The 24,705-nt window shown below is 69.4% G+C and carries 21 protein-coding genes; 10 read left to right on the top strand and 11 right to left on the bottom strand.

Annotation, left to right across the window (positions count from 1 at the left end; all coding sequences use genetic code 11):
• Window positions 1-219: 219 nt before the first annotated feature.
• Both VFZ09_RS31555 and VFZ09_RS31550 read right to left on the bottom strand, forming a co-directional pair.
• Complete coding sequence (locus VFZ09_RS31555; RefSeq protein WP_329731422.1) at window positions 220-1,704, bottom strand: glycine betaine ABC transporter substrate-binding protein; 1,485 nt, start codon at window positions 1,702-1,704, stop codon at window positions 220-222.
• Complete coding sequence (locus VFZ09_RS31550; RefSeq protein ID WP_329731421.1) at window positions 1,701-2,444, bottom strand: ABC transporter ATP-binding protein; 744 nt, start codon at window positions 2,442-2,444, stop codon at window positions 1,701-1,703. Before VFZ09_RS31550 ends, VFZ09_RS31555 begins: the two co-directional genes overlap by 4 nt.
• A gap of 199 nt (window positions 2,445-2,643) precedes the next feature.
• Between VFZ09_RS31550 and VFZ09_RS31545 the strand changes: the two genes are divergently transcribed.
• From VFZ09_RS31545 to agmC, 5 genes are all read left to right on the top strand, one after another.
• Window positions 2,644-4,086, top strand: a complete 1,443-nt coding sequence (locus VFZ09_RS31545) for a hypothetical protein (protein ID WP_329731420.1) — start codon at window positions 2,644-2,646, stop codon at window positions 4,084-4,086.
• A gap of 13 nt (window positions 4,087-4,099) precedes the next feature.
• Window positions 4,100-4,579: a hypothetical protein gene (locus VFZ09_RS31540; RefSeq protein WP_329731419.1), complete on the top strand. Its 480-nt coding sequence runs from the start codon at window positions 4,100-4,102 to the stop codon at window positions 4,577-4,579.
• 67 nt (window positions 4,580-4,646) lie between these two features.
• Complete coding sequence (locus tag VFZ09_RS31535; protein WP_329731418.1) at window positions 4,647-5,471, top strand: DUF481 domain-containing protein; 825 nt, start codon at window positions 4,647-4,649, stop codon at window positions 5,469-5,471.
• A gap of 65 nt (window positions 5,472-5,536) precedes the next feature.
• Window positions 5,537-7,366, top strand: a complete 1,830-nt coding sequence (locus tag VFZ09_RS31530; protein WP_329731417.1) for an OmpA family protein — start codon at window positions 5,537-5,539, stop codon at window positions 7,364-7,366.
• An 11-nt stretch (window positions 7,367-7,377) separates the two neighbouring features.
• Window positions 7,378-9,351, top strand: coding sequence for an adventurous gliding motility protein AgmC (gene agmC, locus VFZ09_RS31525; protein ID WP_329731416.1), 1,974 nt, complete (start codon window positions 7,378-7,380; stop codon window positions 9,349-9,351).
• Here agmC and VFZ09_RS31520 read toward each other — a convergent pair.
• Window positions 9,348-9,539 carry a hypothetical protein gene (locus VFZ09_RS31520; protein ID WP_329731415.1) on the bottom strand — a complete coding sequence of 64 codons (192 nt, stop codon included), beginning with the start codon at window positions 9,537-9,539 and terminating at the stop codon, window positions 9,348-9,350. The genes agmC and VFZ09_RS31520 overlap by 4 nt on opposite strands.
• Window positions 9,526-9,843 (bottom strand): metalloregulator ArsR/SmtB family transcription factor, encoded by a 318-nt coding sequence (locus VFZ09_RS31515; RefSeq protein WP_329731414.1) that lies wholly within the window; start codon window positions 9,841-9,843, stop codon window positions 9,526-9,528. Before VFZ09_RS31515 ends, VFZ09_RS31520 begins: the two co-directional genes overlap by 14 nt.
• Window positions 9,844-9,989: 146 nt before the next feature.
• Here VFZ09_RS31515 and VFZ09_RS31510 point away from each other — a divergent pair, with 146 nt between their 5' ends.
• On the top strand, window positions 9,990-11,900 hold the full coding sequence (locus tag VFZ09_RS31510) for a serine/threonine-protein kinase (protein WP_329731413.1): 1,911 nt from the start codon (window positions 9,990-9,992) through the stop codon (window positions 11,898-11,900).
• Between the two features lie 23 nt (window positions 11,901-11,923).
• Window positions 11,924-12,862 carry a DUF2381 family protein gene (locus VFZ09_RS31505; protein ID WP_329731412.1) on the top strand — a complete coding sequence of 313 codons (939 nt, stop codon included), beginning with the start codon at window positions 11,924-11,926 and terminating at the stop codon, window positions 12,860-12,862.
• Window positions 12,863-12,974: 112 nt separating this feature from the next.
• Here the strand turns inward: VFZ09_RS31505 and VFZ09_RS31500 are convergent, their stop codons facing one another.
• The 5 genes from VFZ09_RS31500 to VFZ09_RS31480 form a co-directional block, all read right to left on the bottom strand.
• On the bottom strand, window positions 12,975-13,655 hold the full coding sequence (locus tag VFZ09_RS31500) for a hypothetical protein (RefSeq protein WP_329731411.1): 681 nt from the start codon (window positions 13,653-13,655) through the stop codon (window positions 12,975-12,977).
• A gap of 8 nt (window positions 13,656-13,663) precedes the next feature.
• Window positions 13,664-14,875, bottom strand: a complete 1,212-nt coding sequence (locus tag VFZ09_RS31495) for an AAA family ATPase (RefSeq protein ID WP_329731410.1) — start codon at window positions 14,873-14,875, stop codon at window positions 13,664-13,666.
• Window positions 14,876-15,050: 175 nt separating this feature from the next.
• Window positions 15,051-15,551: a thermonuclease family protein gene (locus VFZ09_RS31490; RefSeq protein ID WP_329731409.1), complete on the bottom strand. Its 501-nt coding sequence runs from the start codon at window positions 15,549-15,551 to the stop codon at window positions 15,051-15,053.
• Window positions 15,542-16,717 (bottom strand): lamin tail domain-containing protein, encoded by a 1,176-nt coding sequence (locus tag VFZ09_RS31485; RefSeq protein ID WP_329731408.1) that lies wholly within the window; start codon window positions 16,715-16,717, stop codon window positions 15,542-15,544. Before VFZ09_RS31485 ends, VFZ09_RS31490 begins: the two co-directional genes overlap by 10 nt.
• Before the next feature lie 15 nt (window positions 16,718-16,732).
• The gene (locus VFZ09_RS31480) at window positions 16,733-18,850 is read right to left on the bottom strand and encodes a hypothetical protein (RefSeq protein ID WP_329731407.1); all 2,118 of its coding nucleotides are present in this window, start codon (window positions 18,848-18,850) and stop codon (window positions 16,733-16,735) included.
• A gap of 166 nt (window positions 18,851-19,016) precedes the next feature.
• Here VFZ09_RS31480 and VFZ09_RS31475 point away from each other — a divergent pair, with 166 nt between their 5' ends.
• Together VFZ09_RS31475 and VFZ09_RS31470 are read left to right on the top strand one after the other, a co-directional pair.
• Window positions 19,017-19,790 carry an alpha/beta hydrolase gene (locus VFZ09_RS31475; protein WP_329731406.1) on the top strand — a complete coding sequence of 258 codons (774 nt, stop codon included), beginning with the start codon at window positions 19,017-19,019 and terminating at the stop codon, window positions 19,788-19,790.
• A gap of 10 nt (window positions 19,791-19,800) precedes the next feature.
• On the top strand, window positions 19,801-20,370 hold the full coding sequence (locus tag VFZ09_RS31470; protein WP_329731405.1) for a DUF2378 family protein: 570 nt from the start codon (window positions 19,801-19,803) through the stop codon (window positions 20,368-20,370).
• Window positions 20,371-20,374: 4 nt separating this feature from the next.
• Here VFZ09_RS31470 and VFZ09_RS31465 read toward each other — a convergent pair whose 3' ends face one another.
• Together VFZ09_RS31465 and ettA are read right to left on the bottom strand one after the other, a co-directional pair.
• Window positions 20,375-21,535: an ATP-grasp domain-containing protein gene (locus tag VFZ09_RS31465; protein WP_329731404.1), complete on the bottom strand. Its 1,161-nt coding sequence runs from the start codon at window positions 21,533-21,535 to the stop codon at window positions 20,375-20,377.
• Between the two features lie 218 nt (window positions 21,536-21,753).
• On the bottom strand, window positions 21,754-23,433 hold the full coding sequence (gene ettA / locus VFZ09_RS31460) for an energy-dependent translational throttle protein EttA (protein WP_329731403.1): 1,680 nt from the start codon (window positions 23,431-23,433) through the stop codon (window positions 21,754-21,756).
• Between the two features lie 317 nt (window positions 23,434-23,750).
• Between ettA and VFZ09_RS31455 the strand changes: the two genes are divergently transcribed.
• Complete coding sequence (locus VFZ09_RS31455; protein WP_329731402.1) at window positions 23,751-24,698, top strand: ABC transporter ATP-binding protein; 948 nt, start codon at window positions 23,751-23,753, stop codon at window positions 24,696-24,698.
• The last annotated feature ends 7 nt before the right edge of the window (window positions 24,699-24,705 follow it).

Here is a 24,705-nt window from a genome sequence, read left to right as displayed (position 1 = left end):
CCTTTCAGTGACCAATATCCCCTCTCCCCTCGGGAGAGGGTCGGGGTGAGGGTATCTGTCCCCCTTCTTGAACCCGTGGACCTCAAATGGAGACAGGGGGTTCAACCCTGGAGGCGTGGCACCCTCACCCCGTCCCTCTCCCGGAGGGCGAGGGGAAATGGCCGCGTTGTCGGCCCTTTTTCTCAGGGGCACACCTTCGCGGACATAGCAGAAGGGGAATTAGAGCCGCAGCCCCCGGGGCACCACGAGCCTCTCGATGAGCTCGAACAGGCCGCTGACGAGCAGTGCGAGCACGGCGGCGGGCACCGCCCCCTGGAGGATGAGCGAGGTGTCATCCAGCCGGATGCCGGTGAGGATGGGCTGGCCATAGCCTCCGGCGCCGATGAGAGCCCCCAGCGTGGCGGTGCCCACGTTGATGACGGCGGACGTCTGGATGCCCGCGAGGATCGACGGCGCGGCCATGGGCAGCTCCACCAGCCGCAGACGCGCCCCCGGTGGCAGGCCGAGCGCCTCGGCGGACTCGCGCACCTCGGGGGCAATCCCGGTGAGCCCGGCCGCGGTGTTCCGCAGGATGGGCAGCAGGCTGTAGAGGAACAGCGCCACGATGGCCGGCCGCGCCCCAATGCCCAGCAGCGGAATCATGAACACCAGCAGCGCCAGCGAGGGCACCGTCTGGATGATACCCGCCAGCGCGAGCACCCCCTGCCCCAGCCTCGGCCTGCGCGCCACCAGCACGCCCAGCGGCACCGCCACGGCGATCGCCGCCAGCAGGGACAGGCCCACGAGGAACAGGTGCTCGCGCGTGTGGCGCCACAGGCTCGCCCCCAGGCTGTCGCCGCGCACCGTCACCGCGAGCCCCAGCTCACGCTCCAGGAACGCGGCGGCCACCTGGGGCTCGGGCACCCGCTGGAGCTTCGCCCGCGCGTTGAGCTCCACCATCTCCGGCTCCGAGATGCGTCCCTCCAGCCGCCCGAGCGCCGCCACCACCTGTGGAGCACGCCCGGCCAGGTCCTCCCGGTAGAGCAGCACCGCGTCGTACACGGGGAAGTGGCGCAGATCGTCCTCCAGGACGCGCAGGCCGTAGTACGCGATCTCCGCATCCGTGGAGTACAGGTCCGTCACCTGGATGGCCCCACTCTCCAGGCCCCGGTAGGCCAGGTCATGATCGAGCCCCCGCACGTCCCGCTGCGGCAGCGCGTACCGGGCACGCAGCGCGGGCCAGCCGTCACCGCGGTCCATGAACTCGTTGCTGAAGCCGAAGCGCAGCTCCGGGTGCTCGCGCAGGTCCGAGAGCGTCCGGATGCCCAGCCGCTCGGCCTCGGCCTCCTTCATGCCCAGCGCATAGGTGTCGTTGAAACCCAGGGGCGCGCTCATCCGCAGGCCCTCGGCGGCGAGCGCCTCGCGCAGGGCCGCGTCATCCGGCAGCGCGCGGCCGGCGAAGATCTCCTGGCGCAGGGTGCCGGTGTACTCCGGGTAGACGTCGATCTCCCCGCGCCGCAGCGCCTGCCAGAGCACCTGGGTGCCACCGAGCTCGCGCCGGTGCTCGGCCCGCGCGCCGGTGCTCCGCGCCAGTTGCGTCACCATGTCCCCGAGGATGACGGACTCGGTGAACTTCTTGGAGCCCACGCGCACGGAGGTGCCCTCCGATGGCGCACCGGCGCACGCGGCGAGCACGAGCCAGACACCCACGGCGAGAGCCCTCATGGCTGTCCTCCCGAGACAGGCAGCCGCTGCGCCTGGAAGAAGCGGGTGACGAAGGGGTCCGCGGGAGCGCGCTCCAGCTCGGCGAGCGGGCCCTGCTGGACGATGCGTCCCTCGCGCATCAGCACCACCCGGTCGCCCAGGAACGCCCCCTCGCCCAGGTCATGGGTGACGAGCACCACCGTCTTGCCGAGCCGGGCGAAGATGTCCCGCAGGTCTCCCTGCAGCTCGTAGCGGATCATCGGATCCAACGCGCCGAGCGGCTCGTCGAGCAGGAGCACGTCCGGGTCGAGCATCAGGGCCCGCATGAGGCTGACGCGCTGGCGCTGTCCTCCGGAGAGCTGGCCGGGGTAGCGGCCGAGCGCGTCCGGCGGAAAACGGGTGAGCTCGACGAGCTCGCGCAGGCGGGCCTTCACCCGTTCCGCGGGCCACTTCAGGTAGCGGGCCATGAGGGTGGCATTGCCCTCGGCGGTGAGGTGCGGGAAGAGCCCACCTCCCTGGAGCGCGTAGCCCATCCGCTGGCGGACGGTGAGCAGGTCCTCCTCGCGCAGGGGCTGCCCCCGGAAGAGGACGCGGCCGGTGTCGGGCCGCAGCAGCCCGTTCATCAAGCGCAGCAGCGTGGACTTGCCACAGCCGCTCGGGCCGAGCAGGACGGTGGTGCGACCCTCGGGCACATTCAGGTCCAATGGGTGCAGCGCCTGCGTGCCGCCGAAACGCCTGGACACCTGTTCGAGCTCGAACACGCAGCGCCCTCCTCCGCCCGTGCACGGGCGGTCCCGGAGTCATACCCCGCCAGGCGACACCTCGGGACAAGCAACGGTCCTGTTCTGTAAACCCGGCCTGTCACGTCCGCGGCGGTTCCCTTGCCCGGCCTGGACGCGCTCTCCACCTTCGCGCCGGTCCGCACCCGCGGACCGGTTGCCCCACCTCGATGGAGAGTGCATGCCCTCGAAACTGCCCCTTCTCACGACATGTGCGTTGATGGCCCTCCCCCTCGCCGCGCGCGCGGAGTCCAGCCCGAGCGCGGTCAGCATCCGCATCCAGTGCTCGGCGAAGGACGCGGGGAACAAGCGTGACGAGCAGGAGCGCCTCTGCAAGGCCCTCGATGGCTGGTTCGAGGGCCGGCTGGACTGGCGCAGCGGTGGCACGCTCGGAGAGGAGGCCTCGGGCTCGCTCCTGTTCTCCGAGTTCGGCCGCTTCTACGCCCTGAAGAATGGCAGCGAGGTGCTCATCTACGCGGATGGCAACCGCGAGGGGAGCGACGCCTCGGCGGACTTCGCGCAGCGCTACCTCGACCCGGGGCCCCACAATGTCCTGACGACGCCGGACCTGCGCGTCGTGCTCTACCTGCGCGCCGGCAGGGACTACGTGCGGCTGACGGACCAGCGGTTCATCCCGGTGGCCAGCGCGGCCTGGGCCAGGCACGCCGAGGAGGCCCTGCGCTTCCGGGGCGAGCTGCGCGGGGATGTGACCGGCCAGCAGGAGTCCACGCGCGTCGTGGCCATCCAGAAGACGCCCGTGTCCAACGCCACGCCGAGCACCGGGCAGCAATGGCGCTTCGATGGGCGCCAGTGGGTGCCCACCACGCCCTCGTCCCTGAAGGCGGGAGCCGGACTTCAGGGCGGCAGCTACGATGGCCAGGCCGCGGCCACCTTCTCGGTGGTGTTCGGCACGGGCCCGGGCACCGTCACGGAGGGCTCGGATGCGCGGCTGCCGCCCGTGCCGGGCGCGGCGGGACAGCTCCTCTATTCGGATGGCTCCCGCTGGAGCGCGCTGACCCCGGGCGCCCCCGCGCAGGTGCTGCACGGGGGTGAGACGCCCGCGTGGGGCCCGGTGTCCCTGGAGGGCGACGTGAGCGGCGTCCTGCTGCCCGGCAACGGCGGTACGGGCCTCTCCTCGCCGGGCGCGGAGGGCAATGTGCTGCGCAGCACCGGCACCGGGTGGATCAGCAGCCCCCTGTCCGGTGGGGATGTCCCCTCCGGCAGCGGCCACTACATCCAGAACCAGGATGGCTCGCCGCAGGATGCCCGGCTGTGGATTGCGGGAAGGGCGAGCGTCGGCTCCCTCCAGGTGGGCGGCGGCACTCCGCTCAACCAGGTGCAGATGGGCACGCTCGTGCTGAATCCGCCCCGCAGCTGCGGCGGCTATCCGATCGTCCAGTGCAACTACACGTACTCGCTCTCCTTCCCCGCGGCGTTCTCCTCGGTGCCAGCGCTCCAGGTCACGCCCCGGAGCGAGTGCGGGAACTGCGCGGACACCTTCAGCATCACCACCCGCAACGTGTCGGAGACGGGGTTCGAGCTCGTGGTGACGCGGACGGATCCGGGCGCCTTCGGCAACGACTGGGGGCAGTTCCTCCAGATCGACTTCATGGCGGGCAACTGAGCCGGAGGACACGATGAACCCACGCCGCCCGGTCTGGATGCTGGCTTCCGTCGCGCTCCTCGCCGTGGGAGGACTGCTCGGAGTCCACGTGTACCGTCTGGAGACACGCCTGGCCTCGCTGGAGGCGGGTGCTCCCGGAGCGCCCGGGCCCCGGGTGGAGAGGGTCCGGCCCGTCTCCGTCACGTCCACCCGGCGAAGCATCCGGGTCGACGAGAAGATGGCACTCCAGGTCGCGCAGCGGCTGGGAGGCGAGCTCGGCCTCGAACAGGAGCGGGTGGAGAAGCTCGCCCGCTTCCTGATGGCCTTCCACCTGCGCGCGGCCCTCGCGAGCGCGCGGGCGGAGGGAGAGGACGTGTCCGGGCCGGAGGCGAGCTACCCAGAGCTGCTCCGGGGAGACCTGAAGCAGGAGCTGCGGGGACTCCGGCTGTCCCAGGCCCAGCTCGCCACGCTCTCGCGGCGGACACCCGGGCTCGAGGCCCTGCTGTCGCCGTAGCACGGGGCACCTGGACGCTGACAGGCCCCTCCACCTCCCCGGGGTCTTTTGATTGACTCCCGGACGAATGATGGCGTCGCCTCCCCAGAACATTGGATTCGACTCCACCCGCGGGCAGCTCAGGCGGGTGGCTCCATGGCTGCTCGTGCTGGTGCTGCTGACGTCGGTGGAGGCGGCGGCGCAGATCGTCAACGTGCAGGCGCTCTTCGACGAGGCGACATCACCCCTGGGAGTGTCGGGGGCGGCGGAGCTGTCGCTGGACTGGCGCACGGGCAGCACGGAGCTGCTGGTGGCACGCGGCACGGTGCTGGGCCAGTGGCGCACGGAGAAGCACACGCTGCTGGGCGTGGTGCGGGGCGAGTACGGCTATGCCCAGGACACGCTCATCGTCAGCCGCTTCCTGGAGCACGCGCGCTACCGCTACCGCTTCACGCCGTGGCTGGCGGGAGAGACGTTCCTGCAGCACGAGCTGGATGCCTTCCGGCGGCTGCGGCTGCGCGGCCTGGCGGGCGCGGGGCCCCGCTTCACGCTGTGGAGCACGGAGGCGGGCTCGCTCGTGCTCGGCGCGGCGGTGATGCTGGAGTACGAGCAGCTGCGCAACGACGGCGAGCCGGACGCGGGGCAGGAGCGGTTGGACCCGCGGCTGAGCAGCTACGTGATGGGCCGGGTGGAGTTGATGAAGAACATGAGCCTGGTGGAGACGCTGTACGTGCAGCCGCGGCTGACACAGTGGAGGGACGTGCGGGTGCTCAACGAGACGCTGTTGACGGTGCATCCCAACGAACGCTTCACCTTCAGCATGGGCTTCGTCCTCACGTACGACGCGGACCCGCCGGCTACAGTGTCGCGGTTCGACACGCAACTGCGCTCCTCCATCGGCGTGAAGTTCTGAGCGGCCCGGAGGCACGACGGGCGACGATTCATTGCCAGCGGGCTACAAGTTGATACGGAGGGAGCATGAGCCACGTGCGTCTATCCGCCGTCGCAACCTTGTTGCTCGCCTCGGCCGCGCTCGCGCAGCCCGCGGGCGTGCCGGGGTTCGAGCTGGAGCGTCTGGAGTTGAACCCCAATGCCCGGGGCTCGCTGGTCATGGGCACCGGCGAGCTGCTGCCCGCGGGCGGCTTCCGCCTCTCGCTGCTGGGGCATTACGAGAAGGATCCACTGGTGTTGTACGCGGACGGCAGCCCGGTGGGCGCGCTGGTGGGGCACCGGGCCACGGCGCACCTGCTGGTGGCGTGGGCGCCCCTGAGGTGGCTGGAGCTCGGCGCCCAGCTGCCCATGGTGGTGTGGCAGAGCGGGGATGACCTCAGCGCCCGGGGCCTCGGGGCGCCAGCGACGACGGGCCTGTCCACGCCCTCGGCGCACGTGAGGGTGGGGCTGCTCTCGCAGCGGCGGGAGAACCCGGTGGACCTGGCCGTCGAGCTGGGCGTGGGCCTTCCGGTGGGCAGCGCCGAGGCGCTCGCGCGCGACACCACCTTCCGATTCTCTCCCAAGGTGATGGTGGGCCGGCGCTTCGGCCTGCTGCGCGCCGGTGTGGAGGCGGGCGTGCTGGTGCGGCCCACCTCCGCGCTCATCGCGGACGAGAACGTCCAGGACGAGGTGGGCAACGAGGTGCGCCTGGGCGCGGTGCTGGCCACCACGGGCAGCGGGCTGCGCGGCGAGCTCAACGTGCGAGGCACCGTGCCGCTCACCCGGCAGCCGGGCTCGCTGGAGCTGCTCGCCGGCCTGCGGATGCCGCTGGGGAGCCTGGGCGAGCTCTACGCACTGGGAGGTCCCGGCTTCGGAGACACGCCGGGCACGCCCTCCTTCCGCGTGCTGCTCGGCGTGGCGCTGGGAGGCACCGAGACCGATGAGCCCCTCACCGCGCGGGATGACGACGGCGATGGCGTGAGCAATGACCAGGACAAGTGCCCCAACGAGGCGGGCCCGGCCGCGAGCCAGGGCTGCCCGGTGAAGGACACGGATGGGGACGGCATCGTGGACTCGGCGGACCGGTGCCCCCGCGAGGCGGGCCCCGCCGAGAACCAGGGCTGCGCGGACGTGGTGAAGGGCAAGGATTCGGACGGCGATGGCATTCCGGACTCGGCGGACAAGTGCCCGCAGGAGGCGGGCTCGGCCGACAACGGGGGCTGCCCGACGAAGGACCGGGACGGAGACGGTGTGCTGGACGCCATGGACAAGTGCCCCCGCGAGGCGGGCCCGGCCGCGCGTCAAGGCTGCCCGGTGAAGGACACGGACGGGGACGGCGTGGTGGATGACCGGGACACCTGCCCCACCGAGGCGGGACTGGTGGAGCTTCGCGGCTGCCCCTCGAGGGACACGGACGGCGACAGCGTGGCGGACCACCTGGACAACTGCCCCAAGCAGAAGGGCGAGGCCTCCAACCAGGGCTGCCCGGCCAAGGACGAGCAGCTCGTGGCCATCCAGAAGGGCAGCCTGGAGATCAAACAGGCGGTGTTCTTCACCACCGGCAAGGCCACCATCCAGAAGCGCTCCTTCCGGATGCTGGACCAGGTGGCCTGGGTCATCCAGCAGCACCCGGAGATCGAGAAGATCGTCATCGAGGGCCACTCCGATAACGTCGGCGACCCGGACGCCAACCGTCGGCTGTCGCTGGCGCGGGCCGAGTCGGTGAAGGACTACCTCGTGAAGAAGGGCGTGGAGGCCTCGCGCCTGGACACGAAGGGTTACGGGCCGGATCGGCCCCTGCTGCCCAACAAGACCGCCAAGGGCCGCGCGGCCAACCGCCGCGTGGCGTTCACCCTCGTCACCCCCGGAAACGAATGAAGACTCCATTCATGAAGACGTGGCTCGCGGCCGCGGTGTGCGTGCTGGCCCTCGGCTCGAGTGCGGCGCTGGCCGAGGCCGACACGGTGGGCGTGGGCACGGGGCGCAATCTGGCGCTCTCGGTGGATGCGCCCAACACCGTCATCAATAGCTACGCCCCCGTGACGGCGGCGCTCGCGGCGGGCAGCACCTCCATCCCCATCGGAACGTGTACTGGAAACGTCACCTGCTTCACCGCCGGTGACCTGGTGCTGGTGCACCAGACGACGAGCCTCGTGAAGGCAGCGACCCCGGAGCCGGTCGACATCACCACCGCTTCGGAGGGGGTGGCGCGCTGGGAGTTCGCGCGGCTGGCCGAGGGAACGACGACGGCGACGCTGGAGCTCACGGCCCCGCTCGTCCGGCAGTACGCGGCGAACGTGACGCAGGTCATCCGGGTGCCCGAGTACACCAACGTCACCATCGCCTCGACGGGCATCATCACCGCCCCGGCCTGGGACGGAAGCACGGGAGGCATCGTCGCGTTCCTGGCCAATGCCACGGTGAACAACAATGGAGTCATCACCGCTAGCGCCCTTGGATTTCGTGGAGGCCAGTACGTGAATGATGCCACGGGGGCCTCGGGCTGCGCGGGAACCACGGCACTGGATCAGCCGGCCCCCTCGGGCGCTCAGAAAGGCGAGGGCATCGTCAATACGCGTTACGGAACCACCCAGACCGGGCGTGGCAACGTGGCCAATGGCGCGGGCGGTGGAGTCTGCGTCAAGTCGGGAGGAGGCGGCGGTGGCCATGGCGGGGTGGGTGGCCAGGGAGGACGCTCGAGCGACGGAGGACGGGACGTGGGCGGGCTGGGAGGCGCGGCACTCACCTACGAGCCCTTGACCCAATGGGCGTTCGGCGGTGGCGGAGGAGCCGGTCATGGCACCAACGGCACGGGCGTACCGGGAGGGCGTGGAGGTGGCGCCATCTTCATCCGGGCCGGGCAGCTCACGGGCTCCTCGGGCACCCTCAGCGCCTCGGGCGGCTCGGCCAGCGCCTCGAACCTGGATGGAGGCAGTGGCGGTGGCGCGGGTGGCTCCATCTACCTGCGCGTCATCAGGACAGCCGACTGCGGGGCACTCCTCGCCACGGGCGGCATCGGCGGCAACGTCAACACCCTCCGGGTGGGGCCTGGAGGTGGAGGTGGCGGTGGGCGGGTGCTGTTCCAGGCCGAGGGAGGCACCTGCCCCATCAGCGCCAATGGCGCGACGGCCGGAGTCCAGCTGGAGACCTCGGAGCCCGCCTACGGAGCCCAACCGGGTAAGGATGTCCCTCCCACCGTGCTGCCGGGCGGCTTCGTCGTGCCCGCTCGGCCCACGATCCTCACGCCGCGCAACGGCGCGGTCACCAGCAACCGCCGTCCCCCCATCACCGGCGAAGCGCTGCCCGCGGGTGTCGAGGTGATCCTCTACATCGATGGCATTGAGGCCGGCAGGGTGACGTCCGACGCCAGCGGCAACTACACCTTCACCCCCACCACGGACCTGTCCGATGGCCCGCATACGGTGCAGGCCGTGTCGGAGGTGCTGGCGGTGCGCAGCGTCCGGAGCGAGATCAACACCTTCACGGTGGACACCACGCCTCCGGACACCACCATCGTCTCTGGCCCGACAGGCTTCACCCGGCAGAACACCGCGACGTTCGAGTTCAGCGCGACGGAGCCGGACGTCACCTACGAGTGCAACGTGAACGATGCGGGCTTCACCGCGTGCCCGTCGCCGTTCATCCTCAACGCGCTGGCCGAGGGGGCGTACACCCTGCAGGTGCGGGCCCGGGATGCGGCGGGCAACGTGGACGAATCCCCGGCCACGCGGAGCTTCCGCGTCACCGGCGCGGACCTCGCCCTGCTGGGCAGTGGCTGCTCGGCCACGGGAGGGGACGCCTCACTGCTGCTGTTGGGCCTGGGCACGTTGAGCGCCCTGACCCGCCGCCGGCGCCGGGGTTAGCCGCCCCAGCGCTTCGTGGTCATCGCCAGGGGCTGGCCGGTCTCGAGCAGCGACTTGAGGCTCGAGAGGATGGGCGGCCAGCCCTGCGAGATGCCCTTCATCATCGCGCCGCCCTCGACGAGTTCGTCGTGCATCACCGTGAGGCGCACGGTGCTGACGTAGACGAACTGCGGCTTAGGACTCGTCATCTTCTTCCAGCCTTGTCTTGAGCGCGTGCAGCGCGTGCAGGCGCTGACGCTCGAACTTCCCGATCCACCGCTCGTAGATGTCCTGCAGCGGCACGGGATTGAGGTAGTGCAGCTTCTCTCGGCCCCGCCACACGACGGCGACGAGGTGGGCCTCCTCGAGCACGGCCAGGTGCTTGGTGACCGCCTGACGCGACATGTCCAGGTGCTCGCAAAGCTCGCCGAGCGTCCGCCCGTTCTCCTGGTACAGCAGGTCCAGGAGCTGCCGGCGGCTCGGATCCGCGAGCGCCTTGAACACGATGTCCATGTCCATCTATCCCTGGAATCATGCAACCTACGGGTTGCATGTCAAGGGGACGGAGCTTGGAGCCGTCCCATGACTTGCGAGGTCATTCCCGGCCGCGAGCGCTTCTGACTTGCCAGGTCACCCCCTTCCCGGGAGGATGGCGGGCCATGCAACAACCCGCGCTGCCCCGAACGCTCCACCCCGAGGCACTTCCACCTGGCACGGTGGTGGGCCACTGGCGCGTGGTGGAGCGGCTGGGAGTGGGCGGCTACGGCGCCGTCTACCGGGTGGAGGACATCCATCATCCCGGCGTCATGCCGCTGGCGCTCAAGCTGGCGCTGCGCCGGGGGGACGCGCGCGCCGGGCGCGAGGTGGTGCTGCTGATGGACAAGGCGGTCCACCCCCATGTGGTGCGCTTCCACGGCTGCGGGCACTGGCCGGACCCGGTCGAGGGCCACAGCTACTACGTCATGGACCTGGTGCCGGGCCTGCCGCTGGACGTGTGGGCCGAGACGCGCAACACGTCCTTCCTCGAGTTCGCCCGGGTGGGGGCGAAGATGGCCCTGACGCTGGGAGAGTTGCACACGCGGGGCGTGGTGCACCGGGACGTGAAGCCCGAGAACATCCTCATCCGCGAGCCGGACGGAGCGCCGGTGCTGGTGGACTTCGGCATCGGCTCCTACGAGGGTGCCGCGCCACTCACGCCCGCGCCGTTACCACCGGGCACGACGCACCTGCGCAGCCCCGAGGCCATGTGCTTCTGGCTGGAGCGCGGCAAGCACTCGGGCGAGCTATACGAGGTGGGGCCCGCGGATGACCTGTACGCGCTGGGGGTGAGCCTGTACCGCGCGGCGACGGGGCACTACCCCTTCAAGCCCGAGGTGCTGGGAGACCTGCTGGTGCTGGCGATCGCCACGCAGGGGGTCCCCGTGCCCCGGGCCATCAACCGCCGGATGCCGAGGGCGCTGAGCGACGTGCTGCTGCGCATGCTGGCGAAGGACCCGAGGGAGCGCTACCGCGACGGCGCCGAGGTGCACGACGCGCTGATGGCGGCGGCGGCCTTCGGCGAGCGAGGAAAATGGGAGGCGAGCCTCTTCGAATGGGAGGAGGTACCGGCGGCACTGGAGGGCGAGGCCCCCGCGCGACGCATCCGCCGGCCGGAGCTGCCCACGCGGTTGATGACACCGCCCGCGCCCGGCGTGTGGCTCGCGCAGGGAGGCAACTTCACGAAGGGAAGAGGCAGGCGGGCCGGAGACACCGCGGCGCGGGGGCAACCGAGACGTGGCCTGGCGCGCTCATGGAAGCGGCTGGGCGCGGTACTGGGACTCGGCCTCGCCGTGGCGGCCGTGTACGGGCTGACCACACGACCCGACGTGAAGCCCCCTCCACCCGTGGGTCACGAAATGGCGCGAACCGCCAAGTCCTCTGACACTGGGTCGGCCGCGGCTCCACTACTTTCGGAGTCAACCCCCGCGGCCGTCGCCGTCCAGGCGATGTCCTCCGAGGACGAGGCCCCCGTGAAGACGAAGCAGCAGAAGAGCCCCACCCCGCCGAAGAACCCGCAGCAGACCAGGGCGTCCAACAACAAGAGCCTGCGCGGCCTGTGTGTTGGAGCCGCGGCCGCCACGCAGATGGCCTGCGCGGGAGCCCAGATCGCCAAGGCCCCCGGACCCGAGGAGTGCCCGCCTGGTTCCATGGAAGCCATGACCCAGACGCTCGGCAATCTCTTCAGCAGGGCCAGCAATCCCTTCCATGGCAAAGGACCTGGTATCCGCCTGACCGATGGAAGCGGACACTGGATGCCCGTGCGCGAAGGCGATATCTCGGTCCTCCTCTCGGACTGGTGGGGCAAGCTGCCCGCGAACAGTGTGCTCACCGGGAAGATGTACTTCGCGGAAGGGCGCGCCTACGCACGCCTCACCCGGGCCTGGACGCCCCAGGGAACCACCTTTCCCATCTGCGCGGAGCTGTGGGAACCGACCGTGCGCGGCCTCGAGCTGAGGCCAGGAAAGACCCGCGGCGAGTTCGAGGCGTTCTCCACCAACATCGATGCGCATCCACTCCGCCACTTCGATTGACGCGCCCTTCTCTCCAAACCACCATGCTTCTCGCCTCCGCCGCCGCGCTCCTGCTGCGCTCCTCACTCTCACAGGCCGCGGTCCGTCGGCCCTACCCGGAGTCGTGTGACGAGCCCGCGCGCTCCATCGAGCTACTGGCGGAGTCCGCCCGGGAGCCGCTCGAGGTGTGCATCAGCGCGGAGCTCTCCACCACCTTCGTCTTCGACTCCGGCGTTGCCCGGGTGGAGATGGAAGACGCGGAGAGGTTCCAGCGGGTGGCCATGGACAAGGGCACCCTCGTGCTCGTGCCCAGGAGGAAACCACGCAACGGGAAGTCCTCGCGGTTGACGGTGTTCTTCGAGGGGGACACCGCCCCCGCGAGCGTCGCCTTCATGTTGGTGGTCCACCCGGCCCGCCTCGCCCGGGAGGTGGATGTCTTCCGCTTCGGACGTCCGGAGGAGCCCTGGGAGCGCGAGCTCCGCGAGGTGCGGGAGGAGAACGAAAGGCTCGTACAAACGCTGAAGCAACTTCAGGCGGAGTACCAGGGACAGGGACCCCTCACCGGGCTATTCGCCAGGGGCAGGATGGAGATAGGCACTCAGGAGATCGTGTTCAACGATCTCTCGAAGTCCATCACCAAGAATCCGGCCAACGCCCTCGACGTCGAGGCAGTCTTTGCCTACCGCTACACCACGGCCGTCCCGGACGGTGAAGAGCCATTGGTCCAGGTGGCCGTGGTGCTGAAGCTGAGGAACCCAGGGGCGCACCCCTGGACGGCAGCGAGGGCCGCCCTGGTGCGTGAGGGCGAAGAGGTGAAGCAGCCCGGCGTGTGGCAGGCCCACCCGCTCGCGCCCCTGGGCCGAGGCTTCGTCGTGGCGGAGACGGAGCTGCTGGAACGAGCGGCCCGCGAGAAGCTCACGCTCCGGCTCTGGGATGAAGGTGGAGCCCAGAGCGTCGAGATTGGAAGCGTGAGCTTCCACTGATGGCTGAATCCCGCAGAAGTGGGCAGCATGGTCCCACTGTCCACATAAACGGATCAATCCCATCTTCTTCCGCTCCGCCTTCGCTGCTGCCTCACCCGGTGGGGAGCGTGGGTCAGCCCTCTTCATTGAAGACAAGTGACTCCAAGAAAAGACGCAGGCTGTGATTGCGTGTGGCGCAGTCCTCCAGCGTACTTCGCTTGCGGAAGCCCCGGCTCAGCTTGTCGTGGTGTTCGTAGGCCCTCATCTGGGAGAGCTGCTTGCACTCCTTGTCCGAGTGGCGCTGGTCCACCACCTTCTTGAGCGCCTTCTTGGGATCGCGAGCGGTGGAGGTCTCCTTCTTTTGATAGAGCGTCAGGATCCACGCCTCGGTCTCCTCGATGGCGATGGCGTAGCGAAACGGGTCCGACTTCCGTCCGGAGAGCCACTCGTCGAGCTTCGCCGCGACGCGCCTGTGCAACTCGATGGAGGAGTCTCCCGTCGAGCCCGAAGGACGGGTGACGTCGTATCCGGCCATCTCCGCTTCCGCCGTGTCGATGTGGATGACGACCAGTCGCTCCTCGTCGATGGGGCTGTTCAGGAACTCCTCCAACAGTGAGCCGGTCTTGCACTCCTGCTTCACGAGCCCCCAGTTGCTGAATTGCTCCTCCGACATGGAGTGGAGGTCCGTTTCATCGAGCGCATATTGAGGCCGCAGGAACTGGATGTCCTCGAAGTCGAGGCCAAGCCGTCCCCTCAAGATATTGGAGATGACGGCGAGGTCACCCCGGCCCTCCGCGATGATTCCGATTCGCATGGCCCGGTTCAGAACGCCTTGGGGAGCCCGCCAAGGTGTCCGCGCATCCACAGTTCCGAGAGCTTGTAACTGGGCTCGCCTTTGGCCTGGGGCTTGAGCTTGATGCGCTTGCCCACGGAGTGCCCCTGGTCGTTGCGGTGGATGACGATGAGTCGCTGATCGTCATCGTGCAGATCCAGCCCATCCAGGATGGCGGGGTTATGCGTGGTGATCAGCACCTGCTTGTCATGCGCCTTGGCCATCGCCGCGAGGGACTTCATCAGCTCGCGGCAGAGCTGTGGGTTGAGCGCGGTCTCGATGTTGTCGATGGCGAAGATGGGCGGTGTCTTGTCGCTCAGGAACAGGGCCAGATAGAAGAGGATGTGGAGAATGCCCTCGTTCGCGTTCTCGGCGGAGAAGACGTTGTTGCCCTTTTTCATGAACCGGTCCCGGAAATAGAGCCGGGAAGTGCTTCGTCCGAGCTTGTGCCCCTTGAACTTCAGCTCATCCTGGGTGTCGATGAGGAGATTGTCGAACCAGGGAATGAACTTGCTGTAGCGCACGAGTTCGCGGCGCTGTGCCTGGGTCAACTCCTCGAGGAAGACGTCCAGGTTCTCGCCATGGATGCCCAGCGGGAGTCTACGGCTGGTGTTCTGGATGCCACGCAGCGCCAGTGGATTCAGATTGTAGATGCAGAAGCTCTTCAATTGCTTCTGAAGGATGGAGGTGTTTGGACGCTTGAGTTTTAATTTCGAGAGTTCCTTCAGTATATCTTTGGACGGCTCCTTGCTGAAATCATGCTTGTCAAGGAGTCGCAGAAGCCTCTCCAGGGCTGCCGTGTCGGATGTAGTCTCTAGAATCAGGGTATTGCTGATTGCATCAACTCGCCAGCCCGAATCGATGTCGCTGGCATCTGGAACCAACCGAAGATCCAACTGGGGGGCCACTTCATCCGGAGATGACGTTCGGGCCTCGGCGGTAAGCGTGAGCGCGATGTCTTGGATGGTCTTCTTCTGTAGAAACGAGCTGATGGTAATGGACGGCTTGGCGATCCGGACACCTCTTGTATAGAGGTCCTCGATTTCAAGCGTGCCGTCAGCGGCCGCGCTCGCCGTGGCGAAGGCCTCGAGGATGTTGGTCTTGCCCGCGCCGTTCTCGCCGATGAAGACGTTGATCCGCCCAAGCTCGAGCGTGTAGTCGAGGATCGACTTGAAGTTCTGGATGTGGATCTTCGTGATCATGCCGGGGCACACCTTAACCCCGGCAGACAGCTCCTCGGAAGATTCCTCGCCTCGCCCCACGTGCACGGCAAGCACACGGTGGCGCAGCTCCCCCCAACCCAGGGACACTCCCTCCCATGTAGCCACAGATGGGGTGTGTGAACGAAACCGGGGCGGCCTCAACCCACCATGGGCCTCACCGTGCACACGGCGCGACAGAACACTGGCCCCACAGGCCGCGCCCGGCGCGCTGAGCCGCGGACTCGAGCGCCTCGAACTCCGCGCGCCGGGACCTGCCCGCGGGAGACACATAGAGGGCGCAGGCGTACCCGCCCTCCGCGAGCAGGGTATTCACCTCGCGTCCGTCCACCGTCACATACGCGAGCAGCCGCCCATAGCGGTCGGTACACGCCTCGCCGTACTCCAGCCGCACCAGGTGTCCCTCCACGAGTGAGCGGTTGAAGTCCCGGGCCTCGGCGCCGAAACACTCATGCTTGCCGCCCGTGCTCTCCGGGGTGTCCACGAGCAGGTAGCGCACGCGCTCGCCGCTCTGGAGCACGATCGTGTCCCCATCCACGACCCTCGACACCACGCCAGCTCCCGGTCCACACCCGGCCTCCGAGCCACACGCGCACAGCACGACGAGCCCCAGCCCGAGCACCACGCACAGCACCCGCCAGCCATTCCTCAGGTGCATGGACGGTTCTCCGCGCCAGGGGTGCCCTGGTCTCCCAGGCCGAAGCGGAAGTCCTTGGGCGTCGGACAGAAGCTCTCGGGCGCATCGTTGCGCGTGGCATCCCTGCGCGCCGGATCGAGCTGCCGGGACACGCCGGGCGTCGCGGCGCTCGTCCAGGCCACCTCGTCGAGCAACGTCTCCTCCAGGGACAACCGGAGCACATGGGGCTCCTGGCCATTGCTCAAACCGAACGCGAAGGTTCCCAGCACGGGAGGCAGCCCCCCGTTGAGCGTGGTATCGGCGCTCCGCGCGAGCACGCCATGGGTGCCCGCCTTCAACTCCAGACACCGCGAGTCGCCGAGCAGGGCCCGGCCACTCCCCTCGTTGGCGAGCGTCACGCCATTGAGGTCCACATCGCGCAGGGCATACACCTCCACCCACTCCCCCTGCGCATCCGCCACGGCCTTCGGGTCAGCCATGACCTCGGTGATGACCAGGTCCCCCGGGCGCGGACGCGACAGACTCCGGACCGTCCCCGTGCGTGAAGACAGACACGAGCCCGCGGGCACACCTCCATCCGTGGCGGCCTCCGCGCAAGGCGGGTTCGCGGCGCCGGGGCTCGCCCGCGTGCCACCGTCCGAAGCGGGCGCATCACACCAGCGGCCCGCCTCGTCATTGTCGACCGCGTCCGGGACGAGCCTCCCGTCGTAGATGCGCGCCACGCCCGAGCGGAGGGGCCCGGAGTAGCGCACCTCGTCGACGACGACGGAGCCACAGCGCAGGCCCACGAGCCCGCCCGCGTTGCCCAGCGAGCCCAGGACGTCGCCGTACGAGTGAGTCACATGGGCGGGCAGGGACTCGGAGCGCACGTCGCCGAGCACCCCATAGGCCCTCGGCTCCACGGGCACGGACGCCTCGAAGAGATAGGCCCGCTCCTGCGAACCATCCGGGCGGGCCGCGTAGAGCAGCAGCCCACGCAGGTCCACCGCCGCGCGCCCGGGGTTGTGGAGCTCCAGCCACTCCTGCCCGGTGTCCGTCCCCTCGGGGTCCGGCAGGAGCTCGGTGAAGACGACGTCTCCGGGCCGCCACCCTTCACAAGCGGGCTCCACGTCATCGAACAAAGGGCCACAGGCGCCACACATCAGCACCAGCGCCAGGGAAGAACAGCGATTGGGAATGACTCTCATCCAGGTCGGCTCCATCTAGAAACGGCCTTCCAGCTCCAGCCGGAAGAGGTGTTGCGGAAGCTCGGGCGGCGAGCGCGCGCCCACGGGTGCCTTCAGGTCGAGCACGAGCTCGTACCGGGCGCGCGTCCCCAGCGCGGCGGCGGCGTCCCAGGCCACCTCCAGCGAGGTGCGCACGGACTGCGTGAGCCGGGTGTTCTCCGAGAGGTCCTCGTCCTGCCAGCTCGCGCGTCCGTGCAGGCGCAGCGAGGACAGTGGCCGCACGAGCACTTCGAACGAGGCCCGGCCGTCCTGCTGGAAGCTGCCGGGGCGCTGACGGCTGCCCACCAGGGTGTGCTGGTACTGAGCGGCCAATCGCAGACTCTCGGTGGCGTCGAGCCGAACACGGCCCGCGACGCGGTACTGCTCACCGGCGCAGTCCTCGCCCTCGAAGCACAGCCCGGGTCCGTTCTGGCCGAGGTCCTTGTTGCGAAGCTCCACCCACACCGAGGGCTGGAGCTCCGGCACGCCCACGTAGTCCACACGGGCGGAGGTCCCCAGGTGGAAGGTGCCGGAGGCCTCGCCGCCCGGTGGCTGCGTCCACACGTCCACCTTGCCCGTCATGCGCCACGCGCCGTCCTCCGTCGGGTGCAGGTAGCGCAGCCGGGCGCCCAGCTCGTTGCTCGCGCGCAGGCCCTCGAATTCATCCGGGCCGGAGACGGGACGGCTGTAGGGATTGTCGAAGCCGCGCTCGTAGTAGCGCAGCGTCAGCTCCAGCTCGCGCCTCCGGTCACCGAGCACGGTGCGCTGAACGGCACCGAAACCTCCACCCGCCGCAGAGAAGCTCCGCACGGCCTCGAGGAAGAGGTCCACCGGCCCGGCGCCCCACGTGGCATCGGCGCCCACCGCGCCATAGCCACCGCCCGCGGGGAAACGCGAGCTCGGCTTCAGGTCGAGCCCCGCGCCCTCCACCGCCCACACCGGCCAGGCGCCCCACCCCGTCAGCCCCGCGCGGGTCCTCGGGGAAAGTCCCACGGTGACATGGCCGCCCCCGGCCAGCTCGTGGAAGACATCCGGCAGGGTGCGCGAGACGAAGCGCACGGAGCCCGGCGTCCGCATCCCCGGGAGCACGGCGAGCACATCCGGCGTCTTGCGCGTCCGCGTGTCGAGCAGCTCGTACTGCGACAGGTCCCGCGACTGGTGCGAGCCGAAGCCCGTGAAGGCCAGCGTCACGCCCTCCACCTGCCCGCGCACGGTGCCGGCGACGCCGCGAAAGCCCTCGGTCCAGGCGAAGTCCGGGGTGACACGCCCCGGGGGCTCCTCCGCCGGACACGCGCCCGTGCCCGTCAGCATGCAACGCCGCTCGGGGCCGCCAGGCGGTTGGAAGCCATCATCGGGTACGAAGCCATCCGGTGCCGGGCGGCCCGTGGTGTCCAGGGTGAGCCGCTGCCCGAAACCCAGCCGGTACGTCCCCACCAGCACCGAGGCGTGCTCGCCCTCCCACCGCAGGTGAAGCTTCGGCACCTGGGGCACCACACCGGGCAGCCCGGCCACCAGTGCGCGGCGGCGAGGCTCGTAGCGCACGGCCTCCAGGCGCCGCCGGGTGAGCGAGGCCACGGCTCCGCCCTTCAACCCCAACGGGCCCTCGGCCTGGGCGTGGAGCAGCACCGGCGGCACCAGCGCATCCGCCGCCCCATACGCGGTCAGCAGGCGCAGGCGCCCGGAGACAGGGCTCGAGGCACGAGCCTCCCCGGCCAGGAAGGGCCGCACCCGCTGGAGCTGCTCCGCGGTGAGCACGCCGGCCTCGACGAGCGCCTCCGGCGCGAAGTCCCCCTCCCCCCGCGCCCGGTACGCGAGCAGCGCATCCACCTGCGCCCAGGTGAGGCCCGGCAGCGCGTACAGCGCCTCGCGCGAGGCCGTGCGCACATCCACCCCGGTGCGCAGCAACTCCCGCAGCGTCTCGAAGTCCTCCTCCGCGAGGACGCCGTCCTCATACAGCGCCCGGAGGTCCGCCTCGTCGGAGAGGGATACCTCCACGTCGTACGGCTCGGCCCGCGCGCCCGTCACGGCGAGGAGCAACCAGGTCGTCAGCAGGGCAGGCGGGCAGGCGGCTTTCACGCGGCCGGCGCACTGCACGAAGGAGACCAACGAGGACACCTCGGGGACCCCACCCGCGAGGTGTCCCGGGCGGGAAACGCCCATCCAGGCCGCGGACCCAAACCTCCGTCCGCCCACACTGGCGGCGTCGGGGTTCCATCCCGGAGAGGGTTGGCCGGGAGCGCGGGGCCATCTATCGTTGCGACAGGCTTCTCACCGGCGTTCCATGGGTCACGTGCACATCATCCGAGACTTCGCATCCCCGCAGGAGGGCTTCACCCGCACCGTGCGCATCTACACGCCGGACGGGTACGAGCAGGCCCCCCACCACCGGTTCCCCGTCCTCTACATGCACGACGGGCAGAACGTGTTCGCCCATCCCGAGTCGGCCGTCTTCGACACCTGGTGTGCCAACCTCACGCTGGAGCGGATGGTGGACGAGGGCCGGGCGGAGCCGTGGATCATCGTGGCCGTGGACTCGGGCCCCGGGCGGCTGGAGGAGTACTCGCCCTGGAACGAGGGACGCGCCAACGTGCGGGCCCGGGGGGACGTCTACGCCCGCTTCATCGTCGAGACGCTCAAGCCGTACGTGGATGGCATGTACCGCACGCGCCAGGGCTCCGAGTGGACGGCCATCATGGGCTCGTCGCTGGGCGGGCTGATGTCGCTGTACCTCGGCTGGAAGTACCCGGAGGTGTTCGGCCGCATCGGCGCGCTGTCGCCCTCGGTGATGTGGAGCGAGTACAAGCTCTTCGAGCACTGGACGTCCCACAGCCGGCGCTGGTCGCGCATCTACCTGGACGCCGGGACGCACGAGTGGATCAACCCCGGAGGCGTGCCGCTGCCCTACGGCGAGGCGACGCGCGACTTCTACGTCCACCTCAAGCAGCTGGGGTACGCGGACCACGAGCTGGCGCTGGTGCTGGAGCCGGAGGGGCTGCACCACGAGGCGGCCTGGCAGCGTCGGCTGCCGGTGGCGATGAACTGGCTGCTCGGCTGACGAGGCCCGGGTGAAGCCCCGCGAGGTCAGAGTCGAGGACCGGAGGGTCTTCGTCCAGGTGGTGGAGGGACTGCTGCGTCACGGCGTGGGGGAGCGCGTGACGCCGCGGCTGCGCGAGCGGCTGAGGCAGGTGGGGTTGGACCTGGACCGGCCGCTGTTGCCGGCCTACCCGGTGAGCCAGTGGACGCACTGCCTCCACATCATCCTGGAGGAGGTGTACCCGGGCGTGCCGCGCGAGGAGGGCTTCCGGCGGCTGGCGGCGCACCACGTGGAGGGCTACGGGCAGACGCTGGTGGGCAAGGCGATGATGCGGCTGTTGCGGCTGCTCGGGCCCAAGCGCACGGTGCGGCAGATGGTGCAGGCGCTGCGCGGCGGAGACAACTACACCGAGGTGCGGCTCGAGGAGTTGGAGCCCGGCCTGTGGGAGATGTGGATGAACTCGGTGCTGGACGCGCCGGGTTATGCCGAGGCGCTCTTCGTGAGCTTCCTGAAGGCGAGCGGGGCGGTGGAGCCCCACGCGTCCATCGTGCGCAGGGAGGAGGAGGGAACGGTGTACCTCCTGCGCTGGAAGGAGCGCTGAGGCGTCAGACGGTGGCCTGGATGAGCCGGATGGCGTCCTGGGTGGCGGCGAGGTTGTCGTAGCGGGTGAGGTACATCTCGTTGCCCATGGCGTTGTGGTAGACGGCGGGCAGCTCGCGGTGGAGCAGGAGCGCGTCGCCGAGCTTCGCCACCAGCTCCGCGTGGGAGTAGCGGTAGCGGCGGGAGGCGCGCCGGGCGACGTGGCACACGTGGTACTTGGGCGTGTAGCGGAAGTCGCGCAGGTCATCGCCGGTGAGGAGGCGGGCCCAGAGGCGGTAGACGTCCATGTCGCAGGCGTAGTTCATCTGGTCCGTCATGAAGCCGCCGGGCGGACGCAGGTTGGCCTCGAGGGCGACGAAGCTGCCATCGGAGAGGCGGAAGAACTCGAGGTGGAACCAGCGCTCGCGCAGACCGAGCGCGGCCACGGCGCGGCGGCCGAGCGTCTCGAGGGCGGGAGGAATCTCCTTGAGGCTCCAGAAGGAGATGTCGCGCTGCTCGAGGACCACCTCCATGACGCCATCGCTGTACTCGTGGCTGAGGCGGAAGACGATGTGGCCCTCGCGGTCCACGATGCCGTCATAGGTGACGATGGCGCCGCGCACGAAGGCCTGGGCGACGTAGTGGGGGAGGGGCTCCTTCAGGGCGGCATCGACCTCGGCATCGGAGGAGACCTTGAAGGTGCTGGCGGCGCCGACGCCGACGTCGGGCTTGAGGACGAGCGGGTAGCCGACGTTCTGGGCGAAGGCCTTCACCCCGGCGGCGTCCTTGACGGGGATGCAACTGGGGTGGGCGACGCCGGCCTGCTTGAAGACATCGTGCATGCCCATCTTGGTGCGCAGGCGGGCGATGTCGGCGGGGAGGAGGCCGGGGACGTGGAAGTCCTCGCGGAGGCGGGCCTCGACCTCGAGCCATGTCTCGTTGAGCGACTCGATGCGATCGATGCGGCCGTGGCGCCAGGTGAGGTAGCCGGTGGCGCGCAGGAGGGCGTCGTAGTCGTTGAGGTTGGGGGTGAAGAAGTACTCGGAGAGGGACTCCCGGAGCTCATGGCGGAGGGAGTCATAGGGGGTGTCGCCGATGCCCAGGACCTTGACGCCGCGCTCACGCAGGGCGGAGACGAAGTGGAAGAACTGAGGAGGGAAGTGGGGGGAGATGAAGACGACGTTCATGGACGGGCTCGGGCGAGGCCTCTTGCTCGGCGTGGCACCATAGCGCGACCCGGGGCGGCGCCCACTTCCGGGCCAGGGCCCACGTCGAGGAGGAATCCGGGAGTGAACCTCCCCTCGCCCTCCGGGAGAGGGACGGGGTGAGGGTATCCGGGCCCCGGGTCGAGCCCCGAGTCAACTCCCTCTCCGCTCGGGAGAGGGAGGGGTTCACCGTGCTTCGCTCAGCTCTTCGTGAGCGGGCGGTAGCGGATGCGGTGCGGCTCCAGGGCCTCGGGGCCCAGGCGCTTCTTCTTGTCCGCCTCGTAGTCCTGGAAGTTGCCCTCGAAGAAGAACGCCCGGCTGTCTCCCTCGAACGCCAGGATGTGCGTGGCGATGCGGTCCAGGAACCAACGGTCGTGGCTGATCACCACCGCGCACCCCGCGAAGTTCAGCAGCGCCTCCTCCAGGCTCCGCAGCGTCTCCACGTCCAGGTCGTTCGTCGGCTCGTCCAGCAGCAGCAGGTTGCCGCCGCTCTTGAGCATCTTCGCCAGGTGCACCCGGTTGCGCTCGCCGCCCGACAGGTCCTTCACCCGCTTCTGCTGATCCTGTCCCTTGAACGCGAACCCCGCCAGGTACGCGCGGCTCGGCATCTGCCCCGCACGGCCCAGGTCGATGTAGTCCAGCCCGCCGCTCACTTCCTCGAAGACGCTCTTGTCCCCGTTCAGCGCGTCGCGGCTCTGGTCCACGTACGCCATCTTCACGTTCTCGCCCACGCGCAGCTCGCCCGCGTCCGGCTTCTCCACGCCCGTGAGCATCCGGAAGAGCGTCGTCTTGCCCGCGCCGTTGGGGCCAATCACTCCCACGATGCCACCGGGCGGCAGCCGGAAGTTCAGGTCGTCGATGAGCAGCCGCTCCCCGAACGCCTTGCGCAGCCCCTTGGCCTCCACCACCAGCCCGCGCAGCGGCGGCCCCGGCGGAATCGTCACCTCGCCCGTCGGGTCTCGCTTCTCCTGCGTCTGGTTGAGCAGATCCTCGTACGCCGAGATACGCGCCTTGCTCTTGGCCTGACGCGCCTTGGGCGACGCGCGCACCCACTCCAGCTCGCGCTTGAGCGTCTTCTGCCGCGCGCTCTCCGACTTCTCCTCCAGCTCCAGCCGCTTCTGCTTCTGCTCCAGCCAGCTCGAGTAGTTGCCCTTCCAGGGCACGCCCTCGCCGCGGTCCAGCTCCAGGATCCACTCGGCCGCGTTGTCCAGGAAGTAGCGGTCGTGCGTGATGCAGACGATGGTGCCCTTGTACTCCTTCAGGGCCTGCTCCAGCCACGCCACGCTCTCGGCGTCCAGGTGGTTGGTGGGCTCGTCGAGCAGCAGCAGGTCCGGCTTCTCCAACAGAATCCGGCACAGCGCCACGCGGCGCTTCTCACCGCCGGACAGCTTCGTCACGTCCGCGTCCCCGGGCGGCAGACGCAGCGCGTCCATGGCCATCTCCAGGGTCCGGTCCAGCTCCCAGCCGTTGCACGCGTCGATGGCGTCCTGCAGCTTGCCCTGCTCGGCCAGCAGCTTCTCCATCTGCGCGTCGTCCATGGGCTCGGAGAACTTCGCGCTCACCTCGTTGAAGCGGTCCAGCAGCGTGCGGATGGGCTTGAGGCCCAGCTCCACGTTGCCCTTCACGTCCAGCGTGGGATCCAGCTGCGGCTCCTGCGCCAGGTAGCCCACGCGCGCGCTCGGGTCCGGCTTCGCCGTGCCGAAGAACTCCGTGTCCACGCCCGCCATGATGCGCAGCAGCGTCGACTTACCGGAGCCGTTGGGACCGATGACGCCAATCTTCGCGCCCGGGAAGAACGACAGGTAGATCCCCTTCAGGATGTCCTTGCCGCCCTTGACCTTGCGCAGGTCCTGCATGGTGAAGATGAAATTCTGGGCCATCGTGCTCTTTCTGCCTCCGACTCGGTGACGTAGACGCTGGCGGATACCAGGGAGCCGCGGCGGGCTCAAGGCGCTCGGCCGCCCGCTCGCGATACAGGACGCGGGTTTCCCGGGGTTCCGCCCCTTCCGACCCAGAACAGCCCACGCCGCGCCCCGCGTCCTCCCCTCCCCCGCTCTCCCGAGCCCCCCTGCCCTCCAGCCGGGATCCCCCCCCTCGACGCTCCGCGCCACCCGGGACCCCCCTCCCCCCTCCCGCGTCACGGAAACGTGCTCGGGACTTCCCGGCGGCCCTGGGGGTGGTAAAGGCGTCCTCCACCATGTCCTCCACACCCGCGCTCGAGCTCCGCGGCCTCACCAAGAACTACGGCGGCAAGCTCACGGCCCTCACCGACGTCAACCTCACCATCCGCCCCGGGGAGATCTTCGCCCTGCTCGGCCCCAACGGTGCCGGCAAGACGACGCTCATCGGCTCGGTCTGCGGGCTGGTGAAGAAGACGAGCGGCAAGATTCTCGTCTTCGGGCACGACCTGGACGACGACCCGGTGCGCCCGCGCTACGAGGTGGGCCTGGTGCCGCAGGAGATCAACTTCGATCCCTTCTTCTCGGTGGCCGAGTCACTCTACATCCAGCAGGGCTACTACGGGCAGAAGCGGGACGAGGCGCGGGTGATGGAGGTGCTCACCGCGCTCAACCTGCGGAACAAGGCGGACTCGCTCACGCGGGCGCTGTCGGGCGGCATGAAGCGCCGGCTGCTGATCGCCAAGGCGCTGGTGCACAAGCCGCGGCTCGTCTTCCTGGACGAGCCCACCGCGGGCGTGGACGTGGAGCTGCGCCGGGACCTGTGGAACTACGTGCGCAAGCTGGCGTCCGAGGGCACCACCATCGTCCTCACCACGCACTACCTCGAGGAGGCCGAGGAGCTGGCGGACCGGGTGGGCGTCATCAACGAGGGCAAGCTGCTGCTGGTGGAGGAAAAGAAGGCGCTGCTGCGCCGGCTGGGCGAGAAGCGCCTCATCGTCACCTTCACCGAGCCCGTCACCACGCCGCTGCCCGAGTCCGTGCGCAAGGCGGGCGCCACGCTCTCCGCCGACGGCCGCACCGTCACCTACCCCGAGCGCGAGGGCTGTGCTCCCGCCGGGGACATCCTCCGCACGCTCTACACCCAGGGACTCCCGGTGGGGAACGTGGAGACGCGCCACTCGCGCCTCGAGGACATCCTCATCGACATCCTGCGCGGCAAGCCCGCCGCCGCTGGCGCCGCCTGAGCGCCCC

The organism is Archangium sp., assembly GCF_036277355.1.
Taxonomy (GTDB): Bacteria; Myxococcota; Myxococcia; order Myxococcales; family Myxococcaceae; genus Archangium.
The sequence above is the reverse complement of the archived record's forward strand: the minus strand, read 5'-3'. Positions and strand labels throughout refer to the sequence as shown.

Excerpts from the sequence above, each read along its gene's own strand:
- VFZ09_RS31505 (WP_329731412.1), top strand. The coding sequence starts at position 11,924 with ATGCTTCTCGCCTCCGCCGCCGCGCTCCTGCTGCGCTCCTCACTCTCA.
- ettA (WP_329731403.1), bottom strand. The coding sequence starts at position 23,433 with ATGGCCCAGAATTTCATCTTCACCATGCAGGACCTGCGCAAGGTCAAG.
- VFZ09_RS31485 (WP_329731408.1), bottom strand. The coding sequence starts at position 16,717 with ATGAGAGTCATTCCCAATCGCTGTTCTTCCCTGGCGCTGGTGCTGATG.
- VFZ09_RS31465 (WP_329731404.1), bottom strand. The coding sequence starts at position 21,535 with ATGAACGTCGTCTTCATCTCCCCCCACTTCCCTCCTCAGTTCTTCCAC.
- VFZ09_RS31490 (WP_329731409.1), bottom strand. The coding sequence starts at position 15,551 with ATGCACCTGAGGAATGGCTGGCGGGTGCTGTGCGTGGTGCTCGGGCTG.
- VFZ09_RS31540 (WP_329731419.1), top strand. The coding sequence starts at position 4,100 with ATGAACCCACGCCGCCCGGTCTGGATGCTGGCTTCCGTCGCGCTCCTC.
- VFZ09_RS31510 (WP_329731413.1), top strand. The coding sequence starts at position 9,990 with ATGCAACAACCCGCGCTGCCCCGAACGCTCCACCCCGAGGCACTTCCA.
- VFZ09_RS31495 (WP_329731410.1), bottom strand. The coding sequence starts at position 14,875 with ATGATCACGAAGATCCACATCCAGAACTTCAAGTCGATCCTCGACTAC.
- VFZ09_RS31500 (WP_329731411.1), bottom strand. The coding sequence starts at position 13,655 with ATGCGAATCGGAATCATCGCGGAGGGCCGGGGTGACCTCGCCGTCATC.
- VFZ09_RS31520 (WP_329731415.1), bottom strand. The coding sequence starts at position 9,539 with ATGACGAGTCCTAAGCCGCAGTTCGTCTACGTCAGCACCGTGCGCCTC.
- VFZ09_RS31535 (WP_329731418.1), top strand. The coding sequence starts at position 4,647 with ATGATGGCGTCGCCTCCCCAGAACATTGGATTCGACTCCACCCGCGGG.
- VFZ09_RS31530 (WP_329731417.1), top strand. The coding sequence starts at position 5,537 with ATGAGCCACGTGCGTCTATCCGCCGTCGCAACCTTGTTGCTCGCCTCG.
- VFZ09_RS31475 (WP_329731406.1), top strand. The coding sequence starts at position 19,017 with ATGGGTCACGTGCACATCATCCGAGACTTCGCATCCCCGCAGGAGGGC.
- VFZ09_RS31555 (WP_329731422.1), bottom strand. The coding sequence starts at position 1,704 with ATGAGGGCTCTCGCCGTGGGTGTCTGGCTCGTGCTCGCCGCGTGCGCC.
- VFZ09_RS31515 (WP_329731414.1), bottom strand. The coding sequence starts at position 9,843 with ATGGACATCGTGTTCAAGGCGCTCGCGGATCCGAGCCGCCGGCAGCTC.
- agmC (WP_329731416.1), top strand. The coding sequence starts at position 7,378 with ATGAAGACGTGGCTCGCGGCCGCGGTGTGCGTGCTGGCCCTCGGCTCG.
- VFZ09_RS31545 (WP_329731420.1), top strand. The coding sequence starts at position 2,644 with ATGCCCTCGAAACTGCCCCTTCTCACGACATGTGCGTTGATGGCCCTC.
- VFZ09_RS31455 (WP_329731402.1), top strand. The coding sequence starts at position 23,751 with ATGTCCTCCACACCCGCGCTCGAGCTCCGCGGCCTCACCAAGAACTAC.